The sequence below is a fragment of the Polycladomyces abyssicola genome, from assembly GCF_018326425.1.
In the GTDB taxonomy this organism is placed as follows: domain Bacteria; phylum Bacillota; class Bacilli; order Thermoactinomycetales; family JIR-001; genus Polycladomyces; species Polycladomyces abyssicola.
On record NZ_AP024601.1, the window covers coordinates 2,190,413 to 2,204,992 of the forward strand.

The following is a 14,580-nucleotide window of genomic DNA, read 5'->3' on the forward strand; positions in this document are numbered from 1 at the left end:
CACGCACTCCCTACGTCAACCGACTAACCGCTTTCTCCGTTTCCTTGACCAATACCTGTATCAACGCTTCTGCCGTCATCTCCCGACTCAGTCGGGTGCCTTGTCCCGCCCACATCGACAGGAATTCGGATCGTCCCTGCTTGCCCGCCGCTTGCCGGATTTCCCGGGTCAACGCATTTTGTACCGGATAATCGGGTAGTTCGACATCCGCCATCTCCTCAATGAACCGGTTGCGGATACCTCGTGCAGGCTTGCCGGAGAAAGCACGCGTCAGAGTCGTACTCTCATCGGTCGCGGACAACACCGCTTGCTGGTGCAACGGATGGGCGCCGCTCTCGCGGCAGGTCAAAAACGCCGTTCCCAATTGCACGCCTTGCGCTCCCAACGTCAAGGCCGCGGAAATTCCCCGGCCGTCCATGATGCCGCCTGCGGCAATCACCGGGATGCGGACGGCGTCCACCATCGCCGGGATCAACGCCATCCCGCCGATCAACGCTTCATCAAACCGGCTCAAAAACGTTCCCCGATGGCCGCCCGCCTCAAACGCCTGGGCCACCACCATATCCACACCGCTCTCTTCCAATGTGACCGCTTCACGCACGGTTGTCGCCGTGCCAATCACCACGACATCGCGTCCCTTCAAAGCTTGCATCCATTCGGCCCCCAACTTGCCAAACGTAAAACTGAGTACGGGGACCCGTTCTTCCAACACCACTTCCATCTGTTCCTCAAACGCCGGAGCGAACTGTTTGGGAAATTGTGGTTCTGATGATAACCCCAGTTCTTTTCGATAGCGACGCATTCTCTCCTGAACACGGGAAATCCGTTCCTCCGACACTTCATAAGGTTCCGGGACGAACAGATTGACGGCAAACGGGCGGTCGGTCAACCGACGCACAGTGCGAACGGCATCCCGCAACTGCTCGCCCGTCCAGTAACCGGCCCCCAACGTTCCCAGTCCTCCCGCCTCCGAAACCGCCGCGGCCAACTCCGGCGATGCGGGACCACCCGCCATTCCCGCCTGGATGATGGGATATTGCACACCCAACTTGCGTGTGACTTCGGTCTCCGACCACATGGACCTCCCTCTCCCCTTTGTTGGTATTGACGTTCATTTTCATCATAGCAATAGATTCAAAAAATAAAAAACAAGGGAAAATCTTCCCCTCTCTTCTGAATCGCGACGTACAGTACGGGTTTAATCTTGCGGATCCTTTTCTCCTTCCCATGTTTCTTCCGACACGACTTCGATGCCGTGCCTTCGCAACAATGCGGCAGTTACCCCCATTCCTGCCTTCAATGTTTTGCTGAATGTCCCGTCGTAAATGGCACAACTGCCGCATGACGGGCTCCGCTCCTTCAAAATCGCTTTTTTGGCACCGATCGCTTTTGCCATGGCCAATGCTTCCCGTGCACCGGCCAGGAATGCTTCTGTCACATCATTCCCTTGGTTATCCACGACACGAGCCCGGCCGTCCAGCACATCGTCTCCGTCACCACCGACGATCTCCGCCGGATTGCGTGGGGTGGGCAGACCACCCATCTGTTCGGGACAAACGGGAATCGCCCGCCCTTTCCGAACCAGCCGCTGGATGGCATCGATCCGGTTGTGCCTTTGGTCAAAACGGCAGTGAATCCCGGCGAAACAAGCGCTGACGATCATCGGGGAAGTTTTCTCCCGATCTTTTTGCCCCATCTCCTTCACCTCCTGAAACAAAAACAAAACTTTCAGACACCCATTATCCCCTACGCGATGGGGTGGCAATTTTGTTACAATAATCTATGGAATACAAGAAAACGCTTTATCTTCAGTGGCAATCAGAATAGGAGTGTGTCATCCGTGTCAGAAAAAGTAGTTGTTGTCGGTGGTGGATTGGCAGGACTGAGCGCGGCCGCGCGCCTGGCCTACCATGGTTACGAAGTCACACTGTTAGAAAAAGCACCGAAGTTGGGTGGTCGGGCGATCACCATCCCGATGAAAGGATTTAATTTCAATTTTGGAGCTCATGCCATTTACGCCCGTGATAAAAGTGTCCTGCGCAAATATGAACACGAGCTAAATCTCAAGGTGAACTGGCGGGATTTCTCCCCCAAAAAAGCGTATTACGATCTGGGATCGTTCACAACCCCGATGCCGTCCACTTTGGAACGGTTATTTCAAACCAAAATCTTGGACAACAAAAACAAATTGCGTTTCGCCTATGAAGTGATCAAAACACTGGCCCATATCGAACGGGGGGAAGACGGGGTTCCGATCGGCGAATATCTGAAAAAAGAGCCGGAACCTTTGCGCGATTTGCTGTTAACGCTTGCATCCTCCAACTTTTTCACCAATGAGCCGGAGAAAATACCGTCCCCGCTATTTTTCCAATATTACAGCCGATTATTTGCCACTCATCACGCTGTGGCCTACATCGGCGGCGGCTGGCAATCCATTGTGGACGGTTTTGCGGACATTCTCACCAAAAACGGCGGTCGAATCCTGACCAAAGAAAAAGTGCAACAAGTGGAAACGGAAGACAACCGCGTCACAGCGGTTCACGGGAAGGATACGGTCTATCACGCCGATCATTTCATTTTCTGCATTCCGCCCAAAGAGTTGCTTACCCTGTTCGGCGAAACCCGATTTGCGCCGTTGTTCGAAGAATACAACCGATACGTTCCGAATCAAGTTGTCGTATACGATGTGGGTCTCAGCAAACGGATCGAAAGCCCTTACACTTACATTTACCATAAAGGGGAACGGGTATTTATCACCGACATCTCTTATTACGATGAGACCTGTATCCCGGAAGGCGGCCAACTGATGCAGGCTGTTGCTTATCTGACCCAGGAAGAGATCGAACAAAACAAAGCAGATGAAAAAGTGGCTACGATCGAATCCGTTTACGACAAACACTTCCCGGGTTGGCGAGATGTATTGGTCGCCAAGCGAATTTCGAAACGTGCCACCGTGCAGGAAATCAAGTGTATCGACGATCAGCGGTTGATGCCGACCAAGTTCTACAGCATCGCCAATGCATATTTTGCTGGTGATTGGTGCCAAGGAGAAGGACAATTATCCGAGCTTTCCTTCAGCTCCGCCTACAACGTCACCAATCGGATTCTGGCTCATCGTGGCGAAGAACACATGGGTGATTAGAGCAAGTTCCATCAACCTGAGGGGGGAAGCCCCCTCAGGTGACTTTTGCCTCTTGATCCCTTTTCGACTAACTCCAAGGGCATTTGCCGATTCGGCCCCTTTTAAATGACGGTGATTGGAAGTGATCAAACCGGCTCCGGTGTTTGCGCCATCAAAAACCGTTCCAATGCCAACACTTTGTCTATTTTCCCCGACTTGACGGCCTGATCGGTTTCAATGGCTTTCAACAATAAGGAGCGCAGCGTTTTTTCTGAGTATGCCTCCCCTTGACGCACAGCCAACTTCACCGGATATGGGTGCAGCCCAAGGGCAGAAGCGATCTGGCGTTCCGATTTTCCTTGCTGAACCAACACTTTCACTTGCAACATGATTCGATACTGGCGAATCAGCAAAGCGAGGATTCGAATCGGTTCCTCCCGCTGATACAACAAATCGTACAAAATGGACAGTGCCTCGTCCGTTTTCTGCCGCGCGACACAATCCACCAGTTTGAATACATCATGCTCCAATGTTCGTGGGACCAGCTGTTCCACCATCTCCGGCGTGATCTCCTCTTTCCCTGCATAGGCGGCCAGTTTCCTGCATTCTTGATCCAACATGCGCAAATCGTTCCCCGTCAACTGGATCAACCGCCGAACCGCTTCCGGTTGGGCTGCGGCACCCGCTTGTTTCAACCGTTTGGCCACCCAGCCTGGCAACTCTTTTTCTTCCAATGAGGGAAAAGCGACGGTGCAACAGTTCTTCTCCAACGCTTTCACTGTCTTTTTTCGTGTGTCCAGTTTTTCAGCGGGTACGATCAACACCACGACATTGGATTCCAGGGGACTTTCCGTATACCTCAGGAGCTCTTCCGGCTGGTGCTCCACATTGTCCTTCCCCTTGACCGCAGTCAAGAACCATGCATTTTTACCGATTACCAACCGGCGCCCACCGAAAAATGAAGGGGTTTCCGCCTCCTGCACCAGCTGTTGCACCGGGATTTCCTCCAAGTCCAGGATCACTTCATGAAAGGAAGGATCCTCCGAAGGCAGGACATGTTTGCGCAACAAGTGGACCATCTCTTCGATCAAAAAACCTTCTTTGCCGTAGAACAAATAAACCGGCTCAATATGCCCCTTCATGATCTCCCGCGCCAAAGTGCGGTACATTCAGCAGTCCCCCCTGCTCCGCTTTTCTACTTTTCTTCTCGTTTTTGAAGCACATCGTATTTTTTCAACACCGATTTCGCTTGACCATCTTTCCCATGCCAAACAATCAGTACGATCAACTTGCGATCGTCGGCCCAACTGAGTTGGGCTTTGGCTCCATTTTGCCAAGCGGAAGAGCGATACCACAACTTCCCATCCTTTGTACGCACCTCTACGCGGTTGCCGGACACCACCGCCTGATAGCGCCGATGAGGCGACCATTCGGGCCCATCTCCAGTGTCCTCCACGGATGCTCCGATAACAGGTTTATGGCCGGATGAGGTGGGTGGATGGTCCTTTGCTGAGGGGCCACCAGATGGGTTTGTCGCAACCGGCGGTTTTGGGGGCGTGTGGTTTTCCGTCATCCCCCATTGGGTGATGATGGCACCGATTACGATCGCTGCAGTGATCCCCCCGCTGATCCATCTCATATTGGTGAACCTTCTGCGGAAGGTACGTGTCGGCTTTGGTTTTTCCAACTGCGGCAGGATGCGGTCGACCACGCTGACAGGCGGTTGGACTTGGGGCAGGAGAGATAAATGCTCATCCAGTCGCTTTAACCGCAAGTGAAAATCCGAACAACTGGTGCACACGGACAGATGGGATTGGAGACGTGCTTGTTCCGCCTCTGACAATTCCTCATCCAAACTCCGTTGAATCAATTCCAGTGCGTCCTCACACCTCATCGTGCGACACCCCCTTCCTTGTATTCAGCCAACAGCTCTTGCAACTGTTTGCGTGCGCGAAATAAATGGGATTTGACGGTATTGATGGGCAAATTCATTGTTTCCGCTATTTCCTGGTAACTGTAGTCGTGTACATAACGCAACACGACGGCCGTACGTTGTTGATCCGGCAATTGCGAAATGGCCATTTTCAGATCCGAATGAAAATGGGATTGGTGCACTGCCTGTTCCGCCTCAGTATCCACCGGCTGCATCTCTTCCGGCATCGGTACCACTTTCGATTTGCGGCGGAACTGATCGATACAAATGTTGGTCACAATGCGTTGCGCCCAAGTTTCAAAGCGGGATTGCCCCTGAAAAGTGGAAATCCGATGATAGATCTTCAGCAGTGCTTCTTGCGTCGCGTCCAGCGCATCCTGCTCATTTCCCAGGAGATAATAGGCCGTGCGGTAGACTGGTGTCTCGATTTCCCGCAGCAACCGGATCATGGTCTCGCGATCGCCGGCTTGCGCCCGTTTGACCCATTCCGCTTCGACCACATCTATCCCTCCTAATTTACAAGACGGTCCTAGGGTATCAAAAGTTGCTTTTTTTCGAAGTCCGGACTGCGTACGCTCTCCCGGGAGCAAATTCATTCCCCATTGTACCATAGACGGACAAGACGAACGGACCGAGAAAAACGCTCGCGGGAAAAAGATCACCTTTATACCGTAAGGGAGCAATGTTTTTCCGAGCGAAGGCTAGGGAAAGGGCAAGATTAAAATCGCGGGCAATTTCCTCAATGCGAACTTTGCCCGCGTCCTGCGCTGACCGGGTCGGAACGGGTCATCATCTTCTTCCCTGCAGGGCGCAGTTGACGTCATCTTACCACCGGCAACATTGTCTCCACCGTCCAGCCGGCGGGACGAATCCGAATGGTCACCGCCCCATGGCGATCCGTTCGCCATATATGAATCCGATGGCTTTGTAAGCGACGGATCACTTCCGGAGCCGGATGGCCAAACCGATTATGTCGGCCGACCGAGATCACGGCGAAACCGGGCCGAACTTGCGCAAGCCATGATTCACCTGTTGATGTACGGCTTCCGTGATGAGCCACTTTCAGCACATCCACCGGTGGAAAGCGCCACTTTTCCACCACGTCCTCTTCCGCTTCCTGTTCGATGTCCCCCGTCATCAACAAGCGGAAATGTTGGATCTGCAGTAAAAAAACAATGGAATCATTGTTGGTCCACCCGTCGGTTGAGAGATGCGCCGGATCGGGATGGAGAAACTGCCATACAACCCCCGGTTCCAGTGTCCAAGCCGTTCCGGGGGAAGGTGCCGCGATTCGGGCACCGTTTTCGATCAACGTACGCATCAATTGCCGTTCCGTCGCTGTACGGGGTGGGTGGGGATTACGTAGGACGAGGCGAACGGGGAATTGTTCCGCCACTTTTTGCAAGCCTCCGATGTGGTCTGCATCCCCGTGCGTCATAATGAGGTAGTCGATTTGTCGGATGCCGCGATAGCGCAGATACGGAACCACCGTTTTCTCTCCCACGTCGTAGGGATGGTGACGCCGTTGCCATGACTTCTGCGGAAAAGACACCATCCCGCCGCCATCCACAACGATGACCTGTCCTCGCGGTGTCTCGATGACAGCGCAATCCCCCTGCCCCACATCGAGAAAGGTGATGCGCGCCTCCCTCTCCCCGTAAAAAGGATGATAGGAGTAAAAGATCAGACCCGTGATCATCACCGCCGAACACCAACGATGCCGCCGGGGATGAAGCGCGTTACCCGTCCATGCGAACAATGCGTATACACATGCCGCCGCGTATGCCATACACCATTGCCATGACGGCGGTGACCATGACGTCAACATTCCCTGTTCCTCAGAAAGCCGTTCCAACAACCATAACAGACCTTTCGTCACCTGTGTGCATATCCAGGCAGGCACTGCTCCCCACACAGGTGCAATCCAGCCCAACATCAAGGAAAGGAGTGCCAAAGGGAACACCACGCTACCGACGATGGGCACAATCCATAGATTGACCCACCAAGAACCTGTCGGAAAGTCATAAAAAAAGGTGATCGTCACCGGAAATGATACCAGATGGGCAATTAACGTGACCGCCAACCATTGATTTGCCCATTTCCACGGTAATGGAAACAGGCTACTGAGTGGTTCGACCGCCACCAGCAAGCCGAGCGTGATCAAACAGGTCAGCTGAAACCCCGCCTCCAGAAGCTGATACGGATTCCACAACAGCATCAACCATCCTGCCAGAAACAAAAAGCTCAGTCGGTTGTGCCACATGCCGAAAACCGTGGCAACGAGGGCGAACCCGGCCATCAGGGACGCCCGGACAACGGATGCTTCCGCGCCTGTTACCCATGCAAATATCGGCAACGATACGATCGTGAGTCCGCCAGCCACTTCACGCGTTAAGCGCAATCGGGTCAACAAACCGTACACGCCCGCAACGAAGACGGCCACATTCATCCCTGAAATGGCCAACAAATGCGTCAGTCCCCATTCGGCAAACAGGCTGTCGATCTCTTCCGGCACCGCATTCCTCTCTCCCAGCACCAATCCGCGAATCAAACCGGATATCTCCTCAGGATAGAGTTGCGCCAACGTGTCGCCCCCGCTCCGCCGAATCCGGTCTGCCCATGCGAATACATCCCATGGGGGCGGTTGTTCCGCCGAAACCCCGCGAAGCCCGTCAGCCGACGCGATCCAATGCACAAATTGACGGCGATAAAACGCCCGTGCATCAAAGCCGCCAGGATTTCTCGCCGGATCCGGGCGAGTCAACCGTACACCGTTCACCGACAGCCGCGTCCCACTCGTCCAATCGCGAACCGTCCGCAACTCCGACTGAGATTGTAATCGAAGACGCAACAACACTTTTTCACCAGTCAAGCGTCGAAAGGCACCACGCACCTCCAACCGGTAGACTTTCACCATACAGGTGAGCTGATCTCCATCCACCTCAGGAGCGGACTGGACGACCCCATGCAGCTTGATCCCGACTTGATCAGTCAACCGATCATCGATGGACGAGACATTGTGAGTATCCACCCATGACGTATAGGCGGCTCCGGCAAAAAAAGCCAGTACTGTGCATGTCGTCGTCCACATCCGCCACCGCCACAGGCACAACCACCCTCCTGCTATCCCGAGCACTCCTGCCCCTAACCACCACCATCCTTCATACCCGCTTCCCCCTGTCAACACAACGGCGATGCCTCCTATCCATCCACCCGCCAACCAACCCACCGGAACTTTCATCACAACCTCCAGGAAAGGAATGAAATGGTATATCCTTTCCGCAATTCCCGACAAAAACCCTCCTGATTCGACAAAAACTGTTGCCCATTTGTTACGGTTCTGTTGAAAATTATTGATTGACAGTTTCCGTCAGACGGATTAGAATGCTAATCATGACAAAACCTAATAACTGACAATTTCACACTCCGAGCGCTGAATCCGTACAGGAACGGGGGAACCAATTTTTTTGGGGTGAATCCGGTGTCTTCACCGGTAGGGTCACTCTCACGGACCCGAATCCGTCAGCTAACCTCGTAAGCGTGCTGAGAGGGAAGTGTGCTTCTTCACATGACCGAAAGTCATTGAAGTGGACACTTCAATGGCTTTTTGTGTTTGAAACAAAAACGGAATCCATCTGGGGAAGGTGTATGTGATGTTATCCTCGCTGAAGCGTTTGATCATCGGGCGCCCGCTTCGCACTGAGCAACTGCAGGAGGAAAAACTGCCGGTTTGGAAAGCACTCCCAATATTGTCATCGGACGCGCTGTCGTCCGTCGCTTACGGTACGGAGCAGATTTTAACCGTACTCGCTCCGATTGGCGCACTGGCACTTTGGTATTCATTGCCCATATCCGGCGCGATTATCGGATTGTTGACACTGCTCATCCTTTCCTACCGGCAAATTATCCACGAATACCCAGGAGGGGGCGGTGCCTACATCGTTTCGACAGACAACCTGGGTTGGTTTGCAGGGTTGATCGCCGGTGCGTCGCTGTTGATCGACTATACACTGACAGTGGCAGTCAGTGTTTCGGCCGGGACAGACGCGATCACTTCGGCGTTCCCGGTTTTACACAAGCACAGTACGCTCATTTCCGTTTTCTTTGTCCTTCTCATCATGCTCCTCAACTTACGGGGTTTACGCGAATCCGGCACGATTTTCTCATTCCCCACCTACCTGTTTATCCTCGGCATGCTGGGTTTGGTGCTCGTGGGGTTGGGAAATGTGGCGGTCCATGGCATTCCTGCTAACGTCCCGCCAGTGACACACACCTTTCCGGCTGGTCTCGGATGGTTTCTGTTATTGCGTGCGTTCTCGTCGGGATGTTCTGCATTGACCGGCGTCGAAGCGATCTCCAACGCCACTCCCACCTTCCGTAAACCGGAGACGAAAAATGCGGCGCGTACCTTGGCGCTTCTGGGCTTATTGCTGGCCATGTTGTTCGGTGGTACCAGCCTGCTGGCATATTTGTACCACATCACACCCAGTCCGACGGAGACGGTGCTTTCCCAGATTGCCGAAGAGACGTTCGGCAGAACGTTGCCGTATTACTACATCCAGGGGACCACAGCACTGATCCTGATTCTGGCCGCCAACACTGCCTTCGCAGGCTTCCCGCTGTTGGCCTCCATCATGGCCAAGGACAAATTCATGCCGCGGATGTTTGCTTCCCGCGGAGACCGGCTCAACTACTCAAACGGCATCATCGTGTTGGCCTTGGCCGCAATCGGACTGATCGTGGCGTTTGAGGGAGAGGTGGAACGATTAATCCCCCTGTATGCGATCGGCGTCTTTTTATCGTTCACCTTGTCACAAACCGGGATGGTGGTACGCAGGTGGAAGCAGCGCAACCCGGGCTGGATGCGTAAAATAGCGATCAACGCTGCGGGTGCGGTCGTCTCGTTTATCGTCCTGCTGATATTCGCCGTCACCAAATTTACGGAAGGCGCTTGGATCGTGGTATTGGTGATCCCGCTGTTCATCTTCGCCTTTTATCAAGTTCGAAAACACTATGAGGCTGTTGCCGAAGAGCTTCGCATCGACATCACTGCCGACAAGCCGGAAAAGAAAGATCATGTCATCATCATTCCCGTCGGGGGCATCAGCCGCGTCGTGCGCAACACGATCGCCTACGCCAAGACAATCGGGGATGACATCGTGGCGATTCACGTGGCCTTTACCGAGGAGGATGCGGACAAGATGGAGAAAAAGTGGGAGCAATGGAATCCCGGCGTCCGCCTCGTTGTTACTCGCTCCCGCTACCGGAGCGTCAACGGTCCCGTGCTCCGATTCATCGACCTGGTTCAGGAACGGGTTGGGGACAACTTGATTACCGTCCTGATCCCCGAATTCATCCCACGCAGGTGGTGGCAGCGCTTTTTGCACAACCAATCTGCGCTATGGCTCCGTTTCCTGCTGTTGTTGAGAAAAGACGTCATCGTCTCCACAGTGCCGTTCCATCTGCGCAAATAAATCCGTCAAAAAAAAGCCCGATCTGCGCCGGATGGCAGGTCGGGCTTTCATTCGTTCACATCACTTTCGCGGTTTCGCCCACACCAGATGAACTACACCCGCCCAGTGGGATTCCACCTTTTCCACCACCAGATCAGATGAACGGATGAGGTTCATCATATCCCGGTTCTGATGACATCCCACCAGGCGGTAGGCCAACGGATCCAAAGCTTTTTGCAGGAAGGAAAGAAACGGGTTGGAACTGAGACCATGCTCCATCAACAAAATGAGGCCGTCATTCCTGCACCACCGACTGAATCGATTGAGTACTCCGACGGGATCTTCATAACCGCATAATGACAAGGTGGACACCACAGTATCAAAGGAATCGGGCGGAAAGGTGAGCGTTTCGACGTCGGACTGGATAAACTCCACCTCAATCCCATATTCATCCGCAGCATTCCTGGCCCTTTTCAGCATTTCTGGACTGAAGTCGACCGCGGTGATTCTCACACCGGGTGGATAAAAAGAAAAATTGGCTCCGGCTCCCACCGCCACTTCCAGCACGTTTCCTCGTGCAAAATAAAGGAGTTTTTGCCTCCACTCTTTTTGTGCCTGTTGGATCCGCCTCTTTTCATACCAACGTGCCTGTTTGTCGAACTTTTTGATCAAATCAGCACGGTTCATGATTGGATCCCCTTGTAGATGTGTTATCGCTGTCACTTTTATTCCACGCCAGCGAACGTCATTCCTCCCAAATAGAAACACTCCTTTCATAAGAAAGGAGTGTTGACCCCATCAAACCTTGGGCAAGGTGATTCCCCGTTGATGTTGGTATTTTCCCTGCTTGGCCCGATACGACACCTCACACGCCTCATCGCTTTCGAAGAACAGCACTTGACAGAGTCCCTCGTTGGCGTAGATTTTGGCGGGAAGCGGCGTCGTATTGGAAATTTCCAAAGTAACATGTCCCTCCCATCCCGGCTCGAACGGTGTCACATTGGTGATGATGCCACACCGGGCGTACGTGGATTTACCCACACAAACGGCCAGCACGTTTTCCGGGATGCGAAAATACTCTACCGACCGAGCCAATGCAAACGAATTGGGCGGGATGATGCAAACATCTCCCTTAAAGTCGATAAACGAGTTGGAATCGATCTGTTTCGGATCGATGATGGAGTTCAGCGCATTATGGAATATCTTGAATTCATCTGCCACACGCAGATCATATCCGTAACTGCTCAGACCGAAACTGACGGCTTCCCCCTTGCCGACGTTTCGGTCGATGAACGGCTCGATCATGCCGTGTTCCAAAGCCATTTTCCGAATCCACTTGTCCGATTTGATCGTCATTTCCCGTACGACTCCTTTTCTCCCATTTCAAATATTGCCGACGTATATTCCAACCGATATGATACGACAGACAAAAACGATTGCAAAGAGACCGGGGCAGGAAAACTGCGGAAAAACAAATCCGTTGTATCAGGATGTCTCTATTCTACCATATTTTGATACAGATAAAAGGAAAGTCCTTTGCAATCATCCTCAATCCAATAAAAAGCCGGTCAAGTGATCCTTGACCGGTGAGACTGCTGACAAAGTGTTTAACCACTCGCGGTTCTGGATGCGCCGTTCTCCCTCTCGCTGTTGAATCACTGCGCTCAAAGGTCACTCGTGGGAAAACGGATACCCACTTTCCGGGTAGCGTGTTCGGATCATCGGTTGGAAGCGACCGAAACCGATCGGACCGACAATGCCTGCTCCAAATCGTTCAACAGGTCTTCCACATCCTCCAGTCCGACGGACAGCCGGAGCAATCCGTCGGTGATCCCATGTCGCTCCCGGACATGTTGGGGCATCGCAGCATGGGACATCTTGGCCGGATAGGAGAGGATGCTTTCCACCGCACCCAAGCTGACCGCCACGATGGGCAGACGTACGCGACTCAACACCTCCCGCGCCCGTTCCCCGGATCCGACGTCGAACGACAGAACTGCACCATGTCCACTGGATTGTTGACATTGCAAACGGTGGCCAGGGTGTGAGGGAAGTCCTGTGTAATACACCCGATGTACTTCGGGGTGATTCGCTAACGCCTGGGCGATTGTTTCTGCGGAACGGGTGGCAGTATCCATCCGGGTTTTGAGTGTTTTGATCCCCCTGAGGACCAACCAGGCATCCTGCACACCCAATACCGCACCGATCGCGTTTTGCAGGAAACCGATCCGTTCCGCCAAGGTAGGATCTTTTACTGCCACCAAACCGGCCACGACGTCACTGTGCCCACCAATGAATTTGGTTGCACTGTGAATGACGATATCTGCCCCCAACAGCAACGGATTCTGATAGACCGGGCTCAAAAACGTGTTATCCACAATCAGCAGCGCACCGTGACGTCGGGCAATTTCTGCCGTGCCGGCAATATCCGTCACCTTCAAGGTGGGGTTGGAAGGTGTTTCGATGTAAATTCCCTTGGTGTTGGGACGAATCGCCGCCTCTACCCGGTTCAGATCCGTCGTATCCACAAAGTCAACCGTGATGCCCAACCGGGGCAGCACTTCGGCCATCACCCGATACGTGCCGCCATACAAATCCTGGGAAGCCACGAGATGATCCCCGTTGGAAAACAGCAGCAATACCGTGGAGACGGCTGACATCCCCGACGAAAACGCAAATCCATGGGAGCCTCCCTCCAGCGCGGCGATGGTCTTCTCCAGCGCTTCCCGCGTCGGATTGCCCGACCGCGCATAATCGTACCGTCCCGGTTGATCCAAATCAAACTGATGATAGGTGGATGCGAGATACATGGGTATACTGGCCGCCCCCGTACGGGGGCAAATCTCGTTACCATTGTGGAGCAATCGGGTCGCAAATTTCATCCCGCTTTTCCTCCTTCCATACCCGTTCCGCCTCATCCAGTGCCTGTGCCAGATCAGCAATCAAATCATCCACATACTCGATCCCGACCGACAACCGGAGCAGACGATCGCACACCCCGACTTTGCGTCGCGTTGCTTCCGGGATGTCGGCATGTGTTTGCGTGTGCGGATACGTGATGAGCGTTTCCACCCCGCCCAAGCTCTCCGCAAACGCGATCAATCGCAACGAAGAGAGCAATGGCCCCACCATTGCGGGCGATTTCACGCGGAACGACAACATGCCGCCGCCTCCGTCGGCTTGTTTGGTTTGAATCTCCCACGTCTCCGACTGCAATGCGGGATAGAACACTTCGTCCACCAGCGGGTGCTGACGGAGGAAATGAGCCAATTGATAAGCGTTTTCCTGATGCCTCTCCATTCTGAGCGCCAACGTCTTCATCCCGCGAAGCAACAACCATGAATCTTGCGGTCCCAGCACGGCGCCGATCGCGTTGTGCAGTGCTGCCATCTGTTCACTCAACTGGTCGCCCTTGGTCACAATCAGGCCAGCCAATACATCATTGTGTCCGCCCAAATATTTGGTCGCGCTGTGAATGACGATATCCGCCCCGCATTCGATCGGACGCTGGAAATACGGCGTCATAAACGTGTTGTCGACAATCGTGATCAATCCATGACATCGGGCGATTTCACAGACAGCATGCAAATCGGTTACCTGCAGCAGGGGATTGGTGGGCGTCTCGACGAAAAAGGCGCGCGTTTCCGGGCGGATGGCTGCCTTCACTTCGTCCAGACGGCGGAAATCGACATAACTGAAAGAAAGACCATACCGTGTCATCAACGTTTCAAACAGCCGGTACGTTCCCCCATACAAATCGAGGGAAACGATCAAGTGATCCCCTCGCTCGAACAATCCCATGACAGTTTGTACGGCAGCCATTCCCGAGCTGCAGGCGAATCCAGCCGTCCCACCCTCCAGGCGGGCGATCGCTTCTTCCAACACCGTCCTTGTCGGGTTGGCGGTCCGGGTGTAATCGTATCCCGTGCTTTGTCCCAATCCCGCATGCCGGTAGGTTGTCGAATAATACACCGGATAACTGATCGCCCCGGTCTTGGTCTCTTTGTTTGAACCCAATTGGGCCAGTTGTGTCTCAATCCGCATGCCATTGTTCCCCCTATTCCAAAAACCGT

12 protein-coding genes and 1 riboswitch are annotated in these 14,580 nt (G+C 53.6%); of the genes, 2 read left to right on the forward strand and 10 right to left on the reverse strand.

Translation table 11 applies throughout. The features are described from left to right. Positions 1 to 10: 10 nt before the first annotated feature. Positions 11 to 1,078, reverse strand: a complete 1,068-nt coding sequence (locus tag KI215_RS11060; RefSeq protein WP_212772785.1) for an NAD(P)H-dependent flavin oxidoreductase — start codon at positions 1,076 to 1,078, stop codon at positions 11 to 13. Between the two features lie 120 nt (positions 1,079 to 1,198). Beyond that, a complete protein-coding gene (locus tag KI215_RS11065) occupies positions 1,199 to 1,696 on the reverse strand; it encodes a 2-thiouracil desulfurase family protein (protein WP_246512094.1) in 498 nt (165 codons plus the stop codon). Between the two features lie 144 nt (positions 1,697 to 1,840). Here KI215_RS11065 and KI215_RS11070 point away from each other — a divergent pair, with 144 nt between their 5' ends. Next, positions 1,841 to 3,142, forward strand: coding sequence for a phytoene desaturase family protein (locus KI215_RS11070; RefSeq protein WP_246512095.1), 1,302 nt, complete (start codon positions 1,841 to 1,843; stop codon positions 3,140 to 3,142). Positions 3,143 to 3,267: 125 nt separating this feature from the next. Here the strand turns inward: KI215_RS11070 and holA are convergent, their stop codons facing one another. The 4 genes from holA to KI215_RS11090 all read right to left on the reverse strand — a co-directional run bounded on the left by holA (position 3,268) and on the right by KI215_RS11090 (position 8,295). After that, positions 3,268 to 4,290 carry a DNA polymerase III subunit delta gene (gene holA / locus KI215_RS11075; protein WP_212772787.1) on the reverse strand — a complete coding sequence of 341 codons (1,023 nt, stop codon included), beginning with the start codon at positions 4,288 to 4,290 and terminating at the stop codon, positions 3,268 to 3,270. A 26-nt stretch (positions 4,291 to 4,316) separates the two neighbouring features. Next, positions 4,317 to 5,015 (reverse strand): zf-HC2 domain-containing protein, encoded by a 699-nt coding sequence (locus KI215_RS11080; RefSeq protein ID WP_212772788.1) that lies wholly within the window; start codon positions 5,013 to 5,015, stop codon positions 4,317 to 4,319. After that, complete coding sequence (locus tag KI215_RS11085) at positions 5,012 to 5,554, reverse strand: RNA polymerase sigma factor (RefSeq protein WP_212772789.1); 543 nt, start codon at positions 5,552 to 5,554, stop codon at positions 5,012 to 5,014. Before KI215_RS11085 ends, KI215_RS11080 begins: the two co-directional genes overlap by 4 nt. 320 nt (positions 5,555 to 5,874) lie before the next feature. Further along, positions 5,875 to 8,295 (reverse strand): DNA internalization-related competence protein ComEC/Rec2, encoded by a 2,421-nt coding sequence (locus tag KI215_RS11090; RefSeq protein ID WP_212772790.1) that lies wholly within the window; start codon positions 8,293 to 8,295, stop codon positions 5,875 to 5,877. A 180-nt stretch (positions 8,296 to 8,475) separates the two neighbouring features. After that, positions 8,476 to 8,611, forward strand: a riboswitch (cyclic di-AMP (ydaO/yuaA leader). Between the two features lie 96 nt (positions 8,612 to 8,707). Here KI215_RS11090 and KI215_RS11095 point away from each other — a divergent pair. Next, positions 8,708 to 10,528: an APC family permease gene (locus KI215_RS11095; RefSeq protein ID WP_212772791.1), complete on the forward strand. Its 1,821-nt coding sequence runs from the start codon at positions 8,708 to 8,710 to the stop codon at positions 10,526 to 10,528. Between the two features lie 60 nt (positions 10,529 to 10,588). Here KI215_RS11095 and KI215_RS11100 read toward each other — a convergent pair whose 3' ends face one another. The 4 genes from KI215_RS11100 to KI215_RS11115 all read right to left on the reverse strand — a co-directional run bounded on the left by KI215_RS11100 (position 10,589) and on the right by KI215_RS11115 (position 14,551). Continuing rightward, positions 10,589 to 11,194, reverse strand: a complete 606-nt coding sequence (locus KI215_RS11100) for a class I SAM-dependent methyltransferase (RefSeq protein WP_212772792.1) — start codon at positions 11,192 to 11,194, stop codon at positions 10,589 to 10,591. Between the two features lie 111 nt (positions 11,195 to 11,305). Next, positions 11,306 to 11,863, reverse strand: a complete 558-nt coding sequence (dcd, locus tag KI215_RS11105; protein ID WP_212772793.1) for a dCTP deaminase — start codon at positions 11,861 to 11,863, stop codon at positions 11,306 to 11,308. A 362-nt stretch (positions 11,864 to 12,225) separates the two neighbouring features. After that, entirely contained in the window at positions 12,226 to 13,389 is a 1,164-nt protein-coding gene (locus KI215_RS11110; RefSeq protein ID WP_212772794.1) for a trans-sulfuration enzyme family protein, read from the reverse strand. After that, positions 13,355 to 14,551: an aminotransferase class I/II-fold pyridoxal phosphate-dependent enzyme gene (locus KI215_RS11115; RefSeq protein ID WP_212772795.1), complete on the reverse strand. Its 1,197-nt coding sequence runs from the start codon at positions 14,549 to 14,551 to the stop codon at positions 13,355 to 13,357. The genes KI215_RS11110 and KI215_RS11115 overlap by 35 nt, the downstream gene beginning before the upstream one ends. Positions 14,552 to 14,580 lie beyond the last annotated feature (29 nt).

Coding starts and splice junctions, on each gene's coding strand:
- KI215_RS11060 (WP_212772785.1), bottom strand. CDS start 1,078: ATGTGGTCGGAGACCGAAGTCACACGCAAGTTGGGTGTGCAATATCCC.
- KI215_RS11065 (WP_246512094.1), bottom strand. CDS start 1,696: ATGGGGCAAAAAGATCGGGAGAAAACTTCCCCGATGATCGTCAGCGCT.
- holA (WP_212772787.1), bottom strand. CDS start 4,290: ATGTACCGCACTTTGGCGCGGGAGATCATGAAGGGGCATATTGAGCCG.
- KI215_RS11080 (WP_212772788.1), bottom strand. CDS start 5,015: ATGAGGTGTGAGGACGCACTGGAATTGATTCAACGGAGTTTGGATGAG.
- KI215_RS11090 (WP_212772790.1), bottom strand. CDS start 8,295: ATGAAAGTTCCGGTGGGTTGGTTGGCGGGTGGATGGATAGGAGGCATC.
- KI215_RS11095 (WP_212772791.1), top strand. CDS start 8,708: ATGTTATCCTCGCTGAAGCGTTTGATCATCGGGCGCCCGCTTCGCACT.
- KI215_RS11100 (WP_212772792.1), bottom strand. CDS start 11,194: ATGAACCGTGCTGATTTGATCAAAAAGTTCGACAAACAGGCACGTTGG.
- dcd (WP_212772793.1), bottom strand. CDS start 11,863: ATGACGATCAAATCGGACAAGTGGATTCGGAAAATGGCTTTGGAACAC.
- KI215_RS11110 (WP_212772794.1), bottom strand. CDS start 13,389: ATGAAATTTGCGACCCGATTGCTCCACAATGGTAACGAGATTTGCCCC.
- KI215_RS11115 (WP_212772795.1), bottom strand. CDS start 14,551: ATGCGGATTGAGACACAACTGGCCCAATTGGGTTCAAACAAAGAGACC.